General features: G+C 69.4%; 16 protein-coding genes. 8 read left to right on the top strand and 8 right to left on the bottom strand.

What is annotated here, in order from left to right; translation table 11 throughout:
- Window positions 1-16 precede the first annotated feature (16 nt).
- The 6 genes from ABZS69_RS61665 to ABZS69_RS61640 all read right to left on the bottom strand — a co-directional run bounded on the left by ABZS69_RS61665 (window position 17) and on the right by ABZS69_RS61640 (window position 6,602).
- On the bottom strand, window positions 17-1,042 hold the full coding sequence (locus ABZS69_RS61665; RefSeq protein ID WP_355392638.1) for a dienelactone hydrolase family protein: 1,026 nt from the start codon (window positions 1,040-1,042) through the stop codon (window positions 17-19).
- A complete protein-coding gene (locus ABZS69_RS61660) occupies window positions 1,032-2,312 on the bottom strand; it encodes a Gfo/Idh/MocA family oxidoreductase (protein WP_355392635.1) in 1,281 nt (426 codons plus the stop codon). Before ABZS69_RS61660 ends, ABZS69_RS61665 begins: the two co-directional genes overlap by 11 nt.
- Before the next feature lie 10 nt (window positions 2,313-2,322).
- Window positions 2,323-3,606, bottom strand: coding sequence for an extracellular solute-binding protein (locus tag ABZS69_RS61655; RefSeq protein WP_355392632.1), 1,284 nt, complete (start codon window positions 3,604-3,606; stop codon window positions 2,323-2,325).
- Window positions 3,607-3,651: 45 nt separating this feature from the next.
- Window positions 3,652-4,518, bottom strand: a complete 867-nt coding sequence (locus tag ABZS69_RS61650) for a carbohydrate ABC transporter permease (RefSeq protein ID WP_355392630.1) — start codon at window positions 4,516-4,518, stop codon at window positions 3,652-3,654.
- Window positions 4,502-5,434, bottom strand: coding sequence for a sugar ABC transporter permease (locus tag ABZS69_RS61645; RefSeq protein WP_355392627.1), 933 nt, complete (start codon window positions 5,432-5,434; stop codon window positions 4,502-4,504). The genes ABZS69_RS61650 and ABZS69_RS61645 overlap by 17 nt, the downstream gene beginning before the upstream one ends.
- A gap of 214 nt (window positions 5,435-5,648) precedes the next feature.
- The gene (locus ABZS69_RS61640; RefSeq protein WP_355392624.1) at window positions 5,649-6,602 is read right to left on the bottom strand and encodes a LacI family DNA-binding transcriptional regulator; all 954 of its coding nucleotides are present in this window, start codon (window positions 6,600-6,602) and stop codon (window positions 5,649-5,651) included.
- A gap of 179 nt (window positions 6,603-6,781) precedes the next feature.
- Between ABZS69_RS61640 and ABZS69_RS61635 the strand changes: the two genes are divergently transcribed.
- Genes ABZS69_RS61635 through ABZS69_RS61610 form a run of 6 tightly spaced genes read left to right on the top strand, consistent with a single transcriptional unit; the run spans window position 6,782 to window position 13,816 of the window.
- On the top strand, window positions 6,782-7,672 hold the full coding sequence (locus ABZS69_RS61635; protein WP_355392621.1) for an NAD(P)-dependent oxidoreductase: 891 nt from the start codon (window positions 6,782-6,784) through the stop codon (window positions 7,670-7,672).
- Window positions 7,669-8,541, top strand: coding sequence for a 5-dehydro-4-deoxyglucarate dehydratase (locus tag ABZS69_RS61630; protein ID WP_355392618.1), 873 nt, complete (start codon window positions 7,669-7,671; stop codon window positions 8,539-8,541). Before ABZS69_RS61635 ends, ABZS69_RS61630 begins: the two co-directional genes overlap by 4 nt.
- Window positions 8,538-9,593: a mandelate racemase/muconate lactonizing enzyme family protein gene (locus ABZS69_RS61625; protein ID WP_355392615.1), complete on the top strand. Its 1,056-nt coding sequence runs from the start codon at window positions 8,538-8,540 to the stop codon at window positions 9,591-9,593. Before ABZS69_RS61630 ends, ABZS69_RS61625 begins: the two co-directional genes overlap by 4 nt.
- Window positions 9,590-11,524: a DUF6807 family protein gene (locus ABZS69_RS61620; RefSeq protein WP_355392612.1), complete on the top strand. Its 1,935-nt coding sequence runs from the start codon at window positions 9,590-9,592 to the stop codon at window positions 11,522-11,524. The genes ABZS69_RS61625 and ABZS69_RS61620 overlap by 4 nt, the downstream gene beginning before the upstream one ends.
- A 56-nt stretch (window positions 11,525-11,580) precedes the next feature.
- Window positions 11,581-12,579, top strand: a complete 999-nt coding sequence (locus ABZS69_RS61615) for an acyltransferase family protein (RefSeq protein WP_355392609.1) — start codon at window positions 11,581-11,583, stop codon at window positions 12,577-12,579.
- 13 nt (window positions 12,580-12,592) lie between these two features.
- Window positions 12,593-13,816 carry an acyl-CoA dehydrogenase family protein gene (locus ABZS69_RS61610; RefSeq protein WP_355392606.1) on the top strand — a complete coding sequence of 408 codons (1,224 nt, stop codon included), beginning with the start codon at window positions 12,593-12,595 and terminating at the stop codon, window positions 13,814-13,816.
- Between the two features lie 221 nt (window positions 13,817-14,037).
- Here ABZS69_RS61610 and ABZS69_RS61605 read toward each other — a convergent pair whose 3' ends face one another.
- Window positions 14,038-14,628 carry a DUF6879 family protein gene (locus ABZS69_RS61605; protein WP_355392603.1) on the bottom strand — a complete coding sequence of 197 codons (591 nt, stop codon included), beginning with the start codon at window positions 14,626-14,628 and terminating at the stop codon, window positions 14,038-14,040.
- Between the two features lie 80 nt (window positions 14,629-14,708).
- Here ABZS69_RS61605 and ABZS69_RS61600 point away from each other — a divergent pair, with 80 nt between their 5' ends.
- Window positions 14,709-15,017: a hypothetical protein gene (locus ABZS69_RS61600; RefSeq protein ID WP_355392600.1), complete on the top strand. Its 309-nt coding sequence runs from the start codon at window positions 14,709-14,711 to the stop codon at window positions 15,015-15,017.
- Window positions 15,018-15,142: 125 nt separating this feature from the next.
- Here ABZS69_RS61600 and ABZS69_RS61595 read toward each other — a convergent pair whose 3' ends face one another.
- The gene (locus ABZS69_RS61595; protein ID WP_355392598.1) at window positions 15,143-15,976 is read right to left on the bottom strand and encodes a helix-turn-helix domain-containing protein; all 834 of its coding nucleotides are present in this window, start codon (window positions 15,974-15,976) and stop codon (window positions 15,143-15,145) included.
- Between ABZS69_RS61595 and ABZS69_RS61590 the strand changes: the two genes are divergently transcribed.
- Window positions 15,975-16,517, top strand: a complete 543-nt coding sequence (locus ABZS69_RS61590) for a TIGR03086 family metal-binding protein (protein WP_355392596.1) — start codon at window positions 15,975-15,977, stop codon at window positions 16,515-16,517. The genes ABZS69_RS61595 and ABZS69_RS61590 overlap by 2 nt on opposite strands.
- Window positions 16,518-16,697: the final 180 nt, after the last annotated feature.

Genomic DNA, 16,697 nt, shown 5'->3' with positions numbered 1-16,697 from the left:
GGGCGGCGGCATTCTCCTAGGCCTTCAACCGCTGCGTCAGCCAGTCGAAGGCCTGCTCCTGCATGGTCACGTCGAAGCTGTGGGGCACGTCTGCCCACACCGCTTCGTAGGCATCAGGAGTCTCGCGATAACGCTTCTCGATCATGCTGTGCGCCCGGCGCATGCCCGGCTCGGGGAACAGCCTGTCGCGCAGGGCGTACTGGACCATGAGCGGCTCGGGCGCGCGGGCGGCCACCAGGTCGGGCCAGTCGCCCAGGCGCGGCAGCCCCGGCGGCCAGAGCATCCACGTGTGCTTCTCGACGTACCCGTCGAGCATGTCGCGGAAGGACGAGACCATCCCGGCGACCACGACGGCCCGCAGGTCGGGGTCGAACGCGCCGAGCAGCGCGGCCCGCAGGCCGCCTCCGGACAGCCCGACGCACCCGACGGATCCCACGTCGGGCCTCGACCGCAGGTACGCCGCCGCCGCCAGGTCCTCGCCCGCCGCCACGCCCGCGAAGGACGTGCCGAGCGCGGCGCAGTACTTGGCGACCACGTGCTCGTGGTCCTTGGCCGCCGCGTCGTAGCGGTCGGGCTCGTCGACGCCGAGCGGGAATCGGCGGCTGCCCCAGGTGAGCACGTCGGGGACCAGCACCACGAAGCCCCGCCCGGCCAGCTCGTTCGCGTACGCGCGACCGCCGTAGAGCACCTCCCGGACCCGCCGCACCTCGGGGGAAGGCGCGGAGGGGCCGTCGGCGATCTTCTCCTTGCCGACCCACTTCATCCCGCCGTGGCAGTGCAGCGCCACCACCCCGGGCAGCGGCCCGGCCGCGTCCCTGGGCCGCAGGAGGTACGCGTGGGTGCGCGGCCCGAACCCCACCGACCAGGAGAGCTCCTCCCCGGCGAGGTCGCCGTCCGTCCACGAGCGCTCGACCCGCACGTCACCGGCGGTCAGGTCGAGCACCCCCATCGCGGCCCGCGCGGCCTCGCGCAGCTCGGGCCCCGGAAGAGACGGGTACGGCCCGAGCTGCGCGGCGGCGACCTCGGCCAGCTCAGCGAACACGGGTACCGTCGTCCACCAGGTGCACCGGCTCGCCGGACGCGGCCGACACGTTGGCCGCGTGCCCGGTCAGCACGCTGCGGATCCCGTCACGGTAGCCGGCCTGCCTGGCCAGCGGGTCGTCGCCGACGCCGCGGAAGACGTCGTTCAGCAGCAGCCGGTCGCCGCCGCCGTGCCCGCCGGAGCCGGTTTCGATCGGCACCTCCTCCGCCTCGCTCCAGTGGCGGTGCAGGGTGAGCTTCTCCCAGGCGTCGGTCTTGTGCTTCTTGGAGGCCGCGCTCGGGTCGATGGCCGCGTTCGGCGGGGTCCACGACCGCTCGACGACCTCCAACTCCAGCCGCCCGGCCGTGCCGTTGAAGGCCACCCGGTAGCCCTCGGCGGGCGCGTAGGCGTTCAGCGCGTACGTGAGCACGGCACCGTTGGTGTAGCGGACCATCACCGACATGGTGTCGTCGATGGTGATCCCGTCGCTGAAGACGTCCTGGTCGCGGAGGTAGCCGTCCTCGTGCTCGGCGTCCAGGTAGAGCCGCTTGAGCCGGGGGTCCTTGGAGATGTCCAGGATGAACGGGTCCGTACCGAGGCCCGGGGCGCCCTGACCCCGCGCCGGACGGTCGGTCAGGCCGCGCTCGCCGGCGTTGTCCGAGCCGTAGAAGCGCAGGTCGGCCTGGGCGAAGACAGTCTGCGGGGCGGCGGCGAGCCACCAGTTGACCAGGTCGAAGTGGTGGGTGGACTTGTGGACCAGCAGCCCGCCCGAGTTGACCCGCTGACGGTGCCAGCGGCGGAAGTAGTCGGCGCCGTGGATGGTGTCGAGCGTCCACTCGAAGTGCACGGACGTCACCCGGCCGATCGCGCCCTCCTGCAGAAGGCGGCGCACGGCCGAGTTGCGCGGCGAGTAACGGTAGTTGAAGGTGACGATCAGCTTGCCGCTGCTGCGCTCGGCCGCCTCGGCGATGGCCGCGCAGCCCTCGGCGTCGATCGTCAGCGGCTTCTCCACGATGACGTCGCGCCCGGCGTCGAGCGCCGCGCACACGTACCGGGCGTGGGTGGCGTCGACGGTGGTGACGATGACCGCGTCGGCGAGCTCGAGCACCTTGTCGAACTCTTCTGGCGCGAAGCGCGGCACCTCGTGACCGATCCGCTCGACGTAGTAGTCCATGCGGGTCCGGTTCTTGTCGCAGAGGGCGACGATGGTGCCGGCGTCGCGCCACTCCCCGAGCAGCGCGTCGACATACATCTGCGCACGGTGCCCGAGCCCGACGAACGCGTACTTCATGTCTCTCCTTTTAACCTGCGATCGAGGCGTTGGCCTCGGTGATGAACTTCTGCGCGGCGTCGTCGGGGGTCATCTTGCCGAACAGGACCTCCTCCGAGTAGCGCGTGAGGATGTCCTCCATGGCGCTGGCGCCCTTCGGCGGAGCGGCCGGCGGGTCGGCCAGCTCGCTCTTGACCTTGTCCAGGAAGTCCAGCGTCTTCTTGTCCGTGGGAGGCAGCTTGTCCTTGACCGCCGCCAGCACCTTGGAGCTGGCCGGCAGGCCGCGGTCGCTGAGGATGATCCCGCCCACCTCAGGGTCGTTGATCATGAAGTCGATGAACTTGGCGGCCTCGGCCGCGTGCTCGGACTTGGACGAGGCGGTGTAGAACATCGCCGGCTGCAGGAACATGCCGCCGGTGGTGGCCCCGGGCAGCTTCGGCATCCGCAGCAGGTCCACGTCCTTGCCGGACTTCTTGGCGATGCCGCCGAGCTGGTTGCTCCACCACATGCCCATCGCGCCGGTGCCGGTGGCCAGCAGCGACTGGTCCACGCTCTGGGCGCCGATCTCGGCGGTCTTGGCGGCGTCGGGCGAGCCCTTGGTCTTGATCAGGTTCTGGTGGGTCGCCCACCAGGCCTTGATCGTCTCGGGCGAGACGCCGATCTTGTTGCCGTTGTAGAAGGGCTCGCCCTTCTGCGCGGCGAAGATCTGGAGGTAGGCCGGGTTGAAGCTCTGCTGCGTGCCGTAGATCTTCCCGGCGCTCTTCTCGCTGACCTTCGACGCCAGGTTGACGTAGTCGTCCCACGTCCACTTGGTGTCGTCGGGGAGCTTCTGCCCCGCGGCCTCCAGCTCGGTCGGGCTGACGACCAGGGAGAAGGCGTTGACGCCGGTGGGGATGGCGAACTGCTTGCCGTCGATGGCGCCGGTGCCCAGCACCTTGGGGTCGATGTCGCCGGTGTTGACCGTGCTGGCCAGGTCGGCCAGCGTGCCGCGGTCGGCGTACTCGCGCAGGCCGCGGATCTCAAGGGTGATGATGTCGGGCGCGTCACTGGCCGCGACCTTCGTGGACAGCGACTCGTAGTAGGCCGCGAAGTCGGAGAACTCGCCCTCGACGTCGATGGTCGGGTTCTTCGCCTCGAACTTCTTGATCGCCTCTTCGGTCATCTGCTGCCGAGCGGCGCTACCCCAGTAGGAGAAGCGCAGCTTGATCTTGCCATCGGCGCTGTCGCCGCCGCTGCCGCTGCCGCAGGCCGCGGTGACCGCCAGCATCGCGGTGGCGAGCAGTGCCGCCGACCACACTTTCTTGCCAGAGCTCACGGCTCTACCTCCTTGGGGTTTCTTCTTATTGGGGGGTGGATGGAGCTACTTCAGCCCCGTCGTGGCCACGCCACGGATCAGGTACTTCTGGCCGGCCAGGAAGAAGCCGAAGATGGGACCGAGCGCGATGATCGACATCGCGAACATGGGACCCCATTGAGAGTCGCTGCTGGCGTCCAGGAACGTGCGCAGCGCGACCGGGACGGTGAAGTTGTCCGGGTTGTTGAGGTAAAGGAGCTGGCTCAGGAAGTCGTTCCACGTCCAGATGAACGTGAAGATCGCGGTCGTGGCCAGCGCGGGCAGACAGAGCGGCATGACCACTCTGATGAAGATGCGCCAATAGCCCGCTCCGTCGATCTCGGCCGCTTCGTCCAGCTCCCTCGGCAGCGTACGGATGAACTGCACCATGAGGAAGACGAAGAACGCGTCCGTCGCCAGCACCTTGGGCATCACCAGCGGCCAGATCGTGTTGATCAGGTCGAGCTTCGAGAACATGATGTACTGCGGCACGATCACCACGTGGTGCGGCAGCATGATCGTGCCCAGCATGATGGCGAACCAGAACTTCTTCAGCGGGAAGTTCAGCCGGGCGAAGGCGTAGGCCGCCAGCGAGCAGGCCACCAGGTTCGCCACCACCGACAGCGCGGTGACGACCGCGGAGTTCCACAGGTAGTAGCCGAAGGGGTGCTTGAGCGCCGACCAGCCCTCGCTGTAGTTCTCGAACGTGATCTGGCTGGGCCACAGCCCCGGCTCCCGGAAGATCAGCTCCTCCGGCTTGAGCGAGCTGGAGATCATCCAGAGCAGCGGATAGAGCATGACCAGGCCGAAGCCGATCAGCAGGATGTGCTTGACCACCGGCCCGCCCTTGAGGGGGCGGAACAGCACCGGGACCGGCCTACTTGGTGTCGCCATAGAAGACCCAATACTTAGACGCGAGGAAGTTCACTCCGGTCAGGGCGGCGATGATGACCAGCAGGACCCACGCCATCGCCGCGGCGTAGCCCATGTCGTAGCTCTTGAACCCCTTCAGATAGAGGTAGAGCGTGTAGAAGAGGGTGGAGTCGGCCGGGCCGCCCTTGCCGTTGCTGACGATGAACGCCTGCGTGAACGACTGGAACGACTTGATGACCTCGAGCACGAGGTTGAAGAAGATGATCGGCGTCAGCAGCGGCAGCGTGATCGAGCGGAACTGGCGCAGGGTGCCGGCGCCGTCCACCGCCGCCGCCTCGTAGTAGCTGCTGGGGATCTGGCGCAACCCGGCGAGGAAGATGATCATCGGGGCGCCGAACGTCCACACGTGCAGGAGGATCAGCGTGCCCAGCGCCGTGTCGGGGTCGCCGACCCAGCCGGGCCCCTGGATGCCGAAGATCGACAGCACCGCGTTGACCAGGCCGTCGGCGCCGAAGACCTTGCGCCAGAGGATCGCGATCGCGACGCTGCCGCCCAGCAGCGAGGGCAGGTAGAAGATCGAGCGGTAGAACGACAGCCCGCGCAGCCCCCGGTCGAGCACCAGGGCCAGCGCCAGCGCGAAGGCCAGCTGCAGCGGGACCGACACGACCACGTAGATCGTGGTCACCTTCAGCGAGGACATGAACCTCTCGTCCTCGGTGAACATCTTGACGTAGTTGTCCAGCCCGACCCACTTGGCCTCCTTGAGGAGGCTGTAGTCGGTGAAGGACAGGTAGAGCGAGGCGATGATCGGGCCGACCGTGATGACAAGCAGGCCGACGAACCAGGGCGCCAGGAACAGGTAGGCGGCCCTCGCCTCGCGGCGGGCACGGAGAGAGCGGGGTCCGCCTCCGGTCGTCACCGCCACCGTGTCAGCCATGACGGAACTCTTTCGTCATTCACGGACCTTCCGGCGAGATGTGAATGGATAGCGCTTTCCTATAGCTGGGGGGAAAGTTACGTCAACCCTTTGCAGACGTTACATAGCCGTTACCGATATATCGTTACGACGTTTGCCCAGCTAGAGAGCTTGCTCGCCCGAGAAGTCAGATGAATTCGCTGCTCGGTTAGTACAACCGTTTGCAGCAGGCCCGCTATCGTGGCGGAGCAGTGGACTCCCTGATGACCAGGCGCGTCTCCAGCGAGGTGGTGGCCGTCACCTCCTGGATGAGCAGGTCCACGGCGAGCCGGCCCGCCGCGGCGGTGGGCATGGCGACCGTCGTGAGCTTGGGACGGTTGAGCCGGCCGGAGACGATGTCGTCGATCCCCACCACGCTGACGTCCTCCGGCACGCCGAGCCCCAGGTCGCCGAGCCCTTCGATGAGCCCGATCGCGACCAGGTCGTTGTAGGCGAGCACGCCGGTCGCCCCGGAGTCCCGCACCTGGCGCGCCACGGCGAGCCCGCCCCGCTCGGTGGGCGCGTTGGGGCCGATGACGACCAGCTCGACGCCCTGCACCTGCTCGGCGGCCGTACGGATCTCCGCGCTGGTCCACGAGCCGGCCGGGCCGGCCACGAGCGCCACGCGGCGGTGCCCGAGCCCGGTCAGGTGCTCGACCGCCAGCCTGGCCCCGTGGCCGACGTCCATCAGCACCGTGGCGGCACCGCGCAGCCGCCGGTTGATCACCACGAACGGCACCCGCGCGGCCAGCCGTTCCAGCGTCTTGTTGGACGAGCGCGGGCTGCACAGCACCAGGCCGTCCACCTGCTTGGAGAACGCCTGCACCAGCTCCTCCTCGGTGGCCGCCTCCTCGTCGGTGTCGGCCACGAACAGGTGGTAGTCGCGCTGCCTGGCCGCCGAGTGGGCCGCCTTGATCAGCGGGGGGAAGAACGGATTGGCGATGTCGGCCACGATCAGGCCCAGGTTGTGGGTGCGGCCGGTCGTGAGCGCCCTGGCCGCCCGGTTGGGGCGGTATCCCAGCTCCTCGGCCACCGTGAGCACCCTGGTGCGGGTGGCCGCGTTCACCATGTGCGGCGCGGAGAACGTCCGCGACACGGTCGATACATGCACACCGGAGGCCCGGGCCACATCACGAATCGTCACTGTCACAGTCGCCCACCCTAACGCAACCGCTTGCAGAATCTCTGAGTACCATGAAAGCGCTTGCCGCCCCCTTGCCTCAGGAAACCCCTGTTCGAGCGCGGGGGGCGAAATCACCTCTTGACGACCTCGCCTTGAGGACACAAAGGTTTAGTGCAACTGTTTGCAGTCTTGAAGGAGCCCTCACGGTGAGCAGAGTCCTCGTCACCGGAAGCGCAGGACGCCTGGGCCGGAGCGTGGTCACCACGCTCGCGGCGGCCGGGCACGAGGTCATCGGCGTCGACCGAACACCCGGCACGCCACCCGAGGCCGCGGTCGCCTTACCGGCCGATCTCACGGACACCGGCCAGGCGTTCGAGGTGATCGCCAGGTTCCGGCCCGAGTCCGTGATCCACCTGGCCGCGATCGCGACCCCGTTCAGCCATCCGGAATCGGTGATCTTCAAGGTCAACACCCAGCTCGCGTTCAACGTCTGCGAGGCGTCCGTCGCGCTGGGCGTGCGGGGCGTGGTCGTGGCCAGCAGCCCCACCGTGATCGGGTACGGCGCGCCGGGCGGCTGGGCGCCCGCGTACCTGCCGATCGACGAGGATCACCCGGTACGCCCGTGGAACGCGTACAACCTGTCCAAGGTCGTGGCCGAGCAGACCATGAAGACGTTCGCGCTGGCCGGGACGACCGCGATGGCCGCGGTCAGGCCGTGCTTCGTCATCCCGCCCGAGGAGTGGGCGGGCGCGCCCACCCAGTCGGGCCACACGCTGCGTGAGCGGCTCGACCGGCCCGAGCTGGGCGGGGTCTCGCTGTTCAACTACATCGACGCCCGCGACTGCGCCGACCTGATCATGGTGCTGGCCGAGGCGCTGCCCGAGCTGCCCAGCGGCGAGGTGTTCTTCGCCGGGGCCGCGGACGCGCTGGCCAGGAAGCCGCTCGCCGACCTGCTGCCCCAGGTCGTGCCCGGCACCGAACCGTTCGCCGCCGGTCTCACCGGCACCACCCCCGCCTTCTCGACCACCAAGGCAGAGCGCCTGCTCGGCTGGCAGCCCAAGCGAAGCTGGCGTACCGAAATGAAGGAAGCTGAATGAACCTGAGCGGTGTGCTGTTCTTCCCCGTGACGCCCTTCGACGCCGACGGCCGGCTCGCCGAAGAGGTGCTGGCCGAGCACGTCCGGCAGGGGATGGAGCACGGTCCCGGCGGCGTGTTCGTGGCGTGCGGCACCGGCGAGTTCTCCGCGCTGTCGGAGGCCGAGCACGCGCGGGCGGTGCGGGTGGCGGCCGAGGTCGTGGGCGGGCGGGTGCCGGTGTTCGCGGGCGCGGGCGGCCCGCTCGGCACGGCGCTCAGCCAGGCGCGGGCCGCGCGCGCGGCGGGCGCCGACGGGCTGCTGCTCATGCCGCCGTACCTGGCCCAGGGGCCGGCGCACGGCTTCGCCGCCTACGTGTCGGCGGTGGCCGCGGAGCTGCCGGTGATCGTCTACCAGCGGGGCTCCGTGGTGCTGGAGCCGGAGGCCGTGGTGGAGCTGGCGGGGATCCCCGGAGTGATCGGGCTCAAGGACGGCGTCGGCGACATCGACCGGATGCAGCGGATCGTGCTGGCGGTGCGGGAGTCGTACCCGGACTTCCTGTTCTTCAACGGGCTGCCGACGGCCGAGCTGACCATGCCCGCCTACCGGGGCATCGGCGTGGAGCTGTACTCCAGCGCGGTGTTCGCGTTCGCGCCGGAGATCGCGCTGGCCTATCTGAACGGTGACGAGCGGCTGCTCACCGGCTTCTACGCCCCGCTCGTACGGCTGCGCGGCAAGGTCCCCGGCTACCCGGTCGCCCTGGTCAAGGCCGGGGTACGGCTGCGCGGCCTGGACGTGGGCGCCGTCCGCCCGCCGCTGGTCGAGCCGACCGACGAGCACCTCGAAGAGCTGGAGGCGCTGATCAAGACGGGGCTGGAGCTGGCGGCGTCATGACGATCGCCGACCTGCGCACCTCGCTGCGTACCGCCTCCCTTCCCCGGCCGTGGGGCGCGGACGTCCCGTACAACCACGTGGTGGTGTGCGAGGTCACGCTGAAGGACGGGCGGACCGGCACCGGGTTCTCGTGGACGCCGCAGATCGGGGCGCACGCCGTACAGGCGCTGCTCGACCACGACCTGCGCGAGGCGCTGATCGGGCTGCCCGCGCACCCCGAGGTGGTGTGGGACCGGCTGTGGCGGCACCTGCGCGAGGCGGGGCCCGGCGGGATCACCACGGTCGCGCTGGCCGGGATCGACCTGGCGCTGTGGGACCTGCGCTGCGGCGAGCGCGGCCTGGTCGAGGTGCTGGGCCGGCGGCGCGACGAGGTCCCCGTCTACGGCAGCGGCGTCAACCTGCACTACTCGCTGGACGAGCTGGTGGAGCAGGCGCGGCGCTGGGTGGCGGCCGGGTACCGGGGCGTCAAGATCAAGGTGGGCCGCCCCGATCTGGCGGAGGACGTGGCCAGGGTGGCCGCCGTTCGCGAAGTGATCGGGCCCGACCGGCTGCTGATGATCGACGCCAACCAGCGGTGGGACCTGCACCGGGCCAGGCGGGCTCTTTCCGCGCTGCGGGAGTTCGGGCTGCACTGGATCGAGGAGCCGCTGCCCGCCGACGACGTGGCCGCGCACGTGGAGCTGCGGCGCTCCATCGACGTGCCGGTGGCGGTCGGGGAGAACGTCTACACGACCTACGGCTTCCGCGACCTGCTCGCGGCCGGGGCCTGCGACATCGTCCAGCCGAACGTGGTGCGGGTCGGCGGGATCACGCCGTTCCTGCGGATCGTGGAGCTGGCCAGGACGTACGACGTGCCGGTCTATCCGCACCTGCTGGGCGAGATGTCCGGGCAGCTCGCGCTGGCCCTGCCACTGCCGGTCATGGCGGAGGATGTGGAGGACGCGTCGTTCGCGGCCCTCGGGCTGCTGGAGGAGCCGTACCCGGTGCGGATCTCCGACGGCGTGCTGCGGGCGGGCGAGCACTCGGGACTGGGGTTGAGATGGACGCGATGAAGGTGGTACTCGCTGGTGCGCACGGCCATGGGCGGCACCATCTGGGCAATCTGCGCAGGCTGGCCGGCCAGGGGCTGATCGAGCTGGCCGGGATCTGCGACGTGCGGCCCGCCGAGGTGGACTTCGGCTCGCCGCTGCAGTCGCCCGACCTGGGCGAGCTCCTCGCCAAGACCGGCGCGGAGATCACGGTCATCTGCACGCCGATCCACACCCACGCCGACCTCGCGGTGACCGCCCTGCACGCGGGATCCCACGTGCTGCTGGAGAAGCCGCCCGCGGCGAGCCCCTCCGCACACGCCCGGATCGCCGCGGCGGTCGCGGAGACGGGGCTGTCCTGCCAGGTCGGCTTCCAGTCGCTGGGCTCGGCGGCGGTCCCCGCGCTGCGCGCGCTGATCGCCGACGGCACCATCGGGCGCGTGCGCGGCATCGGCGGCGCGGGCGCCTGGGAGCGGCCCTCGGCCTACTTCACCAGGTCCGCCTGGTCTGGCAAGCGCCGGCTCGACGGCGTGGACGTGGTCGACGGCGCGCTGACGAACCCGTTCGCGCACGCCGTCGCGACCGCCCTCGCCCTGGTGGACGGCCCCGTCGCCGAGATCGAGACCGAGCTCTACCACGCCCATCCGATCGAGTCGGACGACACGTCCTGCCTGCGGATCCGCTACGACGACGGCTTCGTGACCACCATCGCGGTGACGCTCTGCGCGACCGGCCGGAGCGAGCCGTACCTGGTCGTGCACGGCGACGCGGGCCGCGCCACGCTCGTCTACACGCAGGACCAGCTAAAGGTCGAGCTGCCGGACGGCACGGTCACGACGACCGTGTACGAGCGCACCGACCTGCTGGAGAACCTCGTCGACCACGTCCGCACGGGCGCGGACCTGATGGTGCCGCTGTCCGCCACGGAGACGTTCACGCAGGTGCTGGACGCGGTGCGGCTGGCTCCCGAGCCGCTGCCGATCCCGGAGCGGTACCAGGCCGTCGAGCGCGACGCCGAAACGGGCGAGGTCACGCACCGGTTCCTGCCGGGCGTCGCCGGCCTGACGGCCCGCAGCGCCGAGACGCTGTCGCTCTACTCGGAGCTGGACGTCCCCTGGACCAGGGTGGAGCTGCTGGCCTCCGACCGGCCGGTCGCCGCCTACGAGCTGCGGCCCGACCTGCCCGCCACCGACTCCCCCCGGCCGTACCTGCACGGGGTCCGGACGCTGGGTGGCGTCGAGGTCACCGAGGTGCGTCCCGAGGACCACGTGCACCATCTCGGGGCCGGGGTCGCGATCTCCGACCTGGGCGGGGCGAACTTCTGGGGCGGCCGCACGTACGTCAAGGACCAGGGGCCCACCTGGCTGGACGATCACGGGACGCAGCGGCACCTGTCGTTCTCCCGCCTGGACGACTCCGGCTTCGTCGAGCACCTGGAGTGGGCCGGGCCCGGCGGACGGCCGGTGGCGCGCGAGGAGCGGACCGTCACGGCCCGGCCGTTCGGGGACTTCTGGGCGCTGGACTTCGCGTTCACGCTCACCAACCTCACCGGCGATCCGCTGGAGGTCCGGAGCTCGGCCACCAAGGGCCGCGTGGGCGCGGGGTACGGCGGCTTCTTCTGGCGCGCCCCCGGCACCTCCACGGCCCGGATCGCCCTCCCCGGCGGCGAGGAGGCCGTGCACGGCAGCCGCGACCCTTGGGTCGCCCTGGCCGGCACCACGCCGGAGGGGCAGGACTGGACGCTCGTCTTCGTGCAGGCGGACGGCGACCCGTGGTTCGTGCGGGTGGAGCACTATCCGGGGGTGGGGCAGGCGCTGGCCTGGGACCGGCCGCTCGTCGTCGAGACCACGCTGACCAGGCGGGTCGTGACGGCGGTGGTGGACGGCCGGCTCGACGCCGCCGCCGCGTCCGCGCTGGCGGACACGGTACGCGCGGCGACACCGGCCCTTCGGTAAGCCCTCACTCGGCGTTTCCTGGCGGTTACGCGTTCGGTGGCTAGGGTGCGGGATTTGTGACTTCTCCCGTCGCCCTCGACACCAGGTCCGTGACCGCCAGGGACCCGTTCTTCGACAACGCCAAATACCTGGCCATTCTGCTCGTGGTGTGCGGTCACCTCATCGAGGACCAGCGGGATCACCCCATCGCGCACGCGCTGTACTTCTACGTCTACGTCTTCCACATGCCGCTGTTCATCGTGCTGAGCGGCTATCTGTCGCGCCGGTTCACGTTCTCGGCGGGGAAGGCGCGCAAGCTCATCTCCACGCTGGCGGTGCCGTACCTGATCTTCGAGTTGGCGTACTCGCTGCCGCGTTTGATCCTGTACGGGAAGTTCGAGCTGAGCCTGCTGGACCCGTACTACCTGACGTGGTTCCTGCTGTCGCTGTTCCTGTGGCGGCTGTCGACGCCCGTGTGGCAGCAGCTCAGGTGGCCGCTGGCGATCGCGGTCGTGCTGTCGCTGCTGACCGGGATGAGCGCGCTGCCCGACGAGCTGGCCATGAACCGGACGTTCGGCCTGCTGCCGTTCTACGTGCTCGGGCTGATGCTCAAGCCGGAGCACTTCGCGTTGCTGCGCAGGCCGTACATGAGGCTGGCCGGTTTTCTCACGCTCGGCCTGGGGCTGGCCGCGGCGCTGCTCGTCCACGAACAGGTGCCCACGGAGTGGATCAGGTGGCGCCTGTCCAACGCGCAGTTGCACGTGGACGACCTCACCGGCACGGCCATCCGGCTGGGGCTGCTGCTGGCCGGGGCGGTGCTGCTGGCGGCCTTCCTGGCGGTGACGCCCGCGCGGCGCACGTGGTTCAGCGGGCTGGGCGCGGCCACCATGTACGCGTACCTGCTCCACGGGTTCGTGGTCAAGGTCGCCGAGCGGTTCGAGCTGGGCGTGCCGCTGTCGATCCTGCTCGGCGTGGCCGCCGCCACGCTCCTGTGCACGCCGCCGGTCCGCAAGCTCTTCCACTGGGCCGTGGAGCCGCGTATGTCCTGGGCCTTCACGCCGCTGCGCCGACCGTGACACGGTGTCAGGTATGGCCATCGACTTCACCCTCGCCCCCGAGCACGAGGAGATCCGCAAGCGGGTCCGCGCCTTCATCCAGGGGACCGTCATCCCCGCCATGGAGGAGGTGAAGGAGGCCGACCGGGACGCCTACCTCCGCACGATCTTCCGGCTCCGCTCCCAGGCCAAGGCCGAGGGGCTGTGGCTGCCCCACATGCCGAAGGAGTGGGGCGGCATGGGGCTGGGCCACGTCGAGCTGGCCATGGTGCAGTCGGAGGCGGCCAAGACCCGCGTCGGGCCGTGGGTGCTCAACTGCATGGCCCCGGACGAGGGCAACATGCACACCCTCCTGCACTGGGCGACGGACGAGCAGAAAGAGAAGTATCTGCGGCCGCTCCTGGAGGGCACGCAGATGTCCTGCTTCGCCATGACCGAGCCGGAGGTGGCGGGCTCCGACCCCACCCTGATCCGCACCACGGCCGTCCGGGACGGGGACGAGTGGCTGATCAACGGCCACAAATGGTTCATCTCCAACGCGCGCCGGGCCAACTTCGCGATCCTCATCGCGCGGACGGAGCCGGACGTGCCGGAGGGCTCGCGCGGCGCCAACACCGCCTTCCTCGTCGACCTCCCCGACCCGGGCTGGGACGACGCACGCGAGATCGAGACGATGCACGGCTCCACGGGCCACAGCGAGATCGTCATCACGGACCTGCGCGTGCCCGACAGCCGGATCCTCGGCGGTCGCGGCAACGGTCACCGCCTCGGCCAGTACCGCCTGGGCCCGGCCCGGCTCGCCCATTGCATGCGCTGGATCTCCCAGGCGGAGACGGCCCTGGACATGATGGTCGACCGCGCGCTCAACCGCTACAGCCACGGCTCGCTGCTGGCCGAGAAGCAGGGCATCCAGTGGATGATCGCCGACTCGGCCATGGAGCTGTACCAGTGCAAGCTGATGGTCCTGCATGCCGCTTCCAAGATCGACAAGGGCGAGGATTTCCGTACGGAGGTGTCGATGGCCAAGCACTTCGTGGCGGGCAGCCTCAACCGGATCGTGGACCGGGCGATCCAGGTGCACGGCGCGCTGGGGTATTCGACGGACACGCCGCTGGCGAGCATGTTCCAGCATGCCCGCTGGGCCCGGTTCGCCGACGGCGCCGACGAGATCCACCAGATGCGCATCGCCGAACGCACCATAGCCGCCTACCGAGCCACCGGCTCCACCAGCACCGCCACCGGCGGCCTCCCCTTGTGAACGCTCGCGTGGGCCTCCGGCGGCCTCCCCCTTTGAACACCCTCAAGACCCCCGGCAGCCTCCCCCTGCGAGCACCCTCACAGACCCCCGGCAGCCTCCCCCTTTGAACACCCTCACAGGCCCCGGCGCAGGCAGCCGAGACGGCCCTCGGCACCGAGACGGCCCTCGGCATTGAGACGACGACCTCGGACGGTCATCGGAGGAGGGCGCCGACGACGATCTCAGACGGTCGTCACCCGGGAAGCCGACATCGGCACGATCTCCCGCTCGTAGTAGACCTGGAAGTCCTCCCCGGCCGCGAACAGCTTGTCGAGCTCACCCCGGCACGCCGCGATCACCTCGGGGTCGTCGATCCGCCTGGCCCCGCTGTGGGCCCCGGAGGCGTCGTACGTCACCTCGTACATCACGGACGACCCCAGCACGACGAGCTCCGGCAGGCGCCGGTCGATCTCGAGATCGGACACCTCCCCCGCGTCGAGCACCCGCACCTGCTCGGCCACCGCCACCCGCAACGCCAGCACGTGCATCTCCCACTGCAGGTACGGCGTGACGGGTTGCTCAACGATCCGGATCCGCCGGCACGGGAAGGCCCTGCTCCGGCCCTCGACACCGGAGTCGTCGACCAACTTGAGCGAGCGTTCCCAGTCGCCTTCCATCATCGCCAGCCAGCTCGGCTCCCCGGCCTCGAAGCGCTGAATACGCTCAAGCTTCCAGAACACGTCATCAATGTTCCGGAAATTCGGCCAGAAATCGTCAAGATATCCGTCCGCACTTAGCAAGACGCCTGATATCTCATGAATGCGCTCAAGCATATGACGACCGTACCCATCAGATTCGCAGCACGAACCCGAGAGCAGCGGCTACGCTGGCCGGCAGCCGCGGCCTCGCCCTGGTGGGCCAGGACCTGCTGTGCCGCGACATCCTCCGCGAACTCGACGTTCCGGACGGCGTCAACATCGGCCTCATCGACACCGTGACCCGCTACGCGCTCGACCACGGCCACCACGTCATCCTCGAAGGCATCCTCACGGCCGGCACTCCAGTCCCTGCGCGCGGACTTCCCCAACCGGAGCCGTTTCTTCTACCTCGACGTCCCCTTCGGGGAAACGGTACGACGACTGCTATCCGAAACACTCGAACGCACAGAAACCCGCAATTACCAGAAACCCACCTAAACCCAGCAAATCACCTCGCCGGATGATCACTCACTCACAAAAGGCCCGCCACCACCGGACCCGAACAGCAAGACCACCAATTCCCCCAAGCCGCGGAGACCACCGCCTCCCCCAAGGACCCGAGCCCCCAGCGGACGCCGAGCTCACGCACTCACGCCTTGTCACTTCCGAGCCGAGCGTAAGCCGCAGGCGTCATGCCCACCGCGGCGGTGAAGTCACGAGTCAGGTGAGCCTGATCGGTATAGCCAAGCTCAGCGGCCAACGTGGCAAGGTCGAGCCCCTCGTAGACCCGCTCCGCCGCCTCGTGCAACCGGAAACGGCGGATCACCCACTTGGGACCGATCCCGACATAGTCCCGGAACAACCGCTGCAGCGACCGCACCGACCGCCCCGACCTGGCGGCCAGCTCATCGACCCTGGTCACGGACACGTCGTTCTCGGCCAGCTCCACCAGTGCCGCGGCCTCCTCCACCAACGGATCCCGCTCCGGCCCCATACCCCGCAGGAACCCGTCGACGAGCGCGACGGCGGCCCCAGCATCAGCCTCGGCCTGAACCTGCTCGACCAGGGACACACCCGCCGCCCCGAACATCTCGCCGATCTCCACGAAACGACCGGTCAACCGCGACACCGAACCACCACCCAGGAACGGCCGGAAGCCGCCGGGGCGGAAACGCGTCCCAAGCGCGCGACCCCTGCCCCGCATCGTGTACGAGAACCCGCCCTTGATCACCCCCGCGATCCGGTGGAAGTCATGGGAGATCGTCATGTTCACGGTGGGATGCGAGACGATGCGCTGCTCGTACGGGTCGGCAAGGTCGGTCCACGTGACGACCCAGAAGTGCGACACAAACGCCGAAATTTCCGGCGAGGGCGCGTGCCGCGCGTAATCGAAGGCGTCGAGCCCCGCGTACGGGTTGACCCAGCCACGCTGTCGCGTTTTTACAAGCCGCACCTCGGGCAGGCGGGGCACCATGACTGCCATGGACGACATCATGCCGCTGATGACGCGCGCCACCGAACAGACCGCCGGGTTGGTACACACGGTGCGACAGGACCAGCTCGGGCTCCCGACGCCCTGCGCGAAGTTCGACGTCAAAGGCCTGATCAACCACCTCGAGTGGGTGGCGGACCTGTTCGAGTCGCTGGGGAACCAGGGGGATCGCATCGAGCAGGAACCGTACGTGGGCGACTTCCCCGAACGAGCGGAGCGCACGCTGGCCACCTGGTCGCGCCCCGAGGCGTGGGAGGGCACCAGCCCCGCCATGGGCCTGCCGATGGCCACGCTGGCCCACATGTACCTCGTCGACATGGTCGCGCACGGCTGGGACCTGGCCAAGGCCACCGGCCAGGAGTACAGCCCGGACCCTGAGGCCGTCTCGGTGGCACTGCACTTCACCGGCCAGATGGCGGAGATGGGCAGACAACGCGGCGCCTTCGGCCCAGCGGTCGACGTACCGAACCACGCCCCACCGTTCGACCGCCTCCTCGGCATCATCGGCCGAGACCCAGCCTGGACACCGTAACCAGCCCCGCCCTCCGGGAAACGCGCTCGACGCGGTCCCCCTAGAAAGGCGGCCGATCCACCAACCCCCCGAATCCCCAGACCCCTGAGGGAACACAGAGGTAAGCGGGGAACGCAACGCAAGCCCGAACACGGACGCACGCGGGGAGCGCAACCCAGGCCCGAACACGGAGACAAGCGG

The sequence above is a fragment of the Nonomuraea sp. NPDC005650 genome, assembly GCF_040605375.1.
Taxonomy (GTDB): Bacteria; Actinomycetota; Actinomycetes; order Streptosporangiales; family Streptosporangiaceae; genus Nonomuraea.
The sequence above is the reverse complement of the archived record's forward strand: the minus strand, read 5'-3'. Positions and strand labels throughout refer to the sequence as shown.

What these genes read in the sequence shown, in the direction of transcription:
- ABZS69_RS61595 (WP_355392598.1), bottom strand. Translation starts at nt 15,976, where the DNA reads ATGGCAGTCATGGTGCCCCGCCTGCCCGAGGTGCGGCTTGTAAAAACG.
- ABZS69_RS61590 (WP_355392596.1), top strand. Translation starts at nt 15,975, where the DNA reads ATGGACGACATCATGCCGCTGATGACGCGCGCCACCGAACAGACCGCC.
- ABZS69_RS61610 (WP_355392606.1), top strand. Translation starts at nt 12,593, where the DNA reads ATGGCCATCGACTTCACCCTCGCCCCCGAGCACGAGGAGATCCGCAAG.
- ABZS69_RS61620 (WP_355392612.1), top strand. Translation starts at nt 9,590, where the DNA reads ATGAAGGTGGTACTCGCTGGTGCGCACGGCCATGGGCGGCACCATCTG.
- ABZS69_RS61605 (WP_355392603.1), bottom strand. Translation starts at nt 14,628, where the DNA reads ATGCTTGAGCGCATTCATGAGATATCAGGCGTCTTGCTAAGTGCGGAC.
- ABZS69_RS61650 (WP_355392630.1), bottom strand. Translation starts at nt 4,518, where the DNA reads ATGGCGACACCAAGTAGGCCGGTCCCGGTGCTGTTCCGCCCCCTCAAG.
- ABZS69_RS61660 (WP_355392635.1), bottom strand. Translation starts at nt 2,312, where the DNA reads ATGAAGTACGCGTTCGTCGGGCTCGGGCACCGTGCGCAGATGTATGTC.
- ABZS69_RS61645 (WP_355392627.1), bottom strand. Translation starts at nt 5,434, where the DNA reads ATGGCTGACACGGTGGCGGTGACGACCGGAGGCGGACCCCGCTCTCTC.
- ABZS69_RS61630 (WP_355392618.1), top strand. Translation starts at nt 7,669, where the DNA reads ATGAACCTGAGCGGTGTGCTGTTCTTCCCCGTGACGCCCTTCGACGCC.
- ABZS69_RS61625 (WP_355392615.1), top strand. Translation starts at nt 8,538, where the DNA reads ATGACGATCGCCGACCTGCGCACCTCGCTGCGTACCGCCTCCCTTCCC.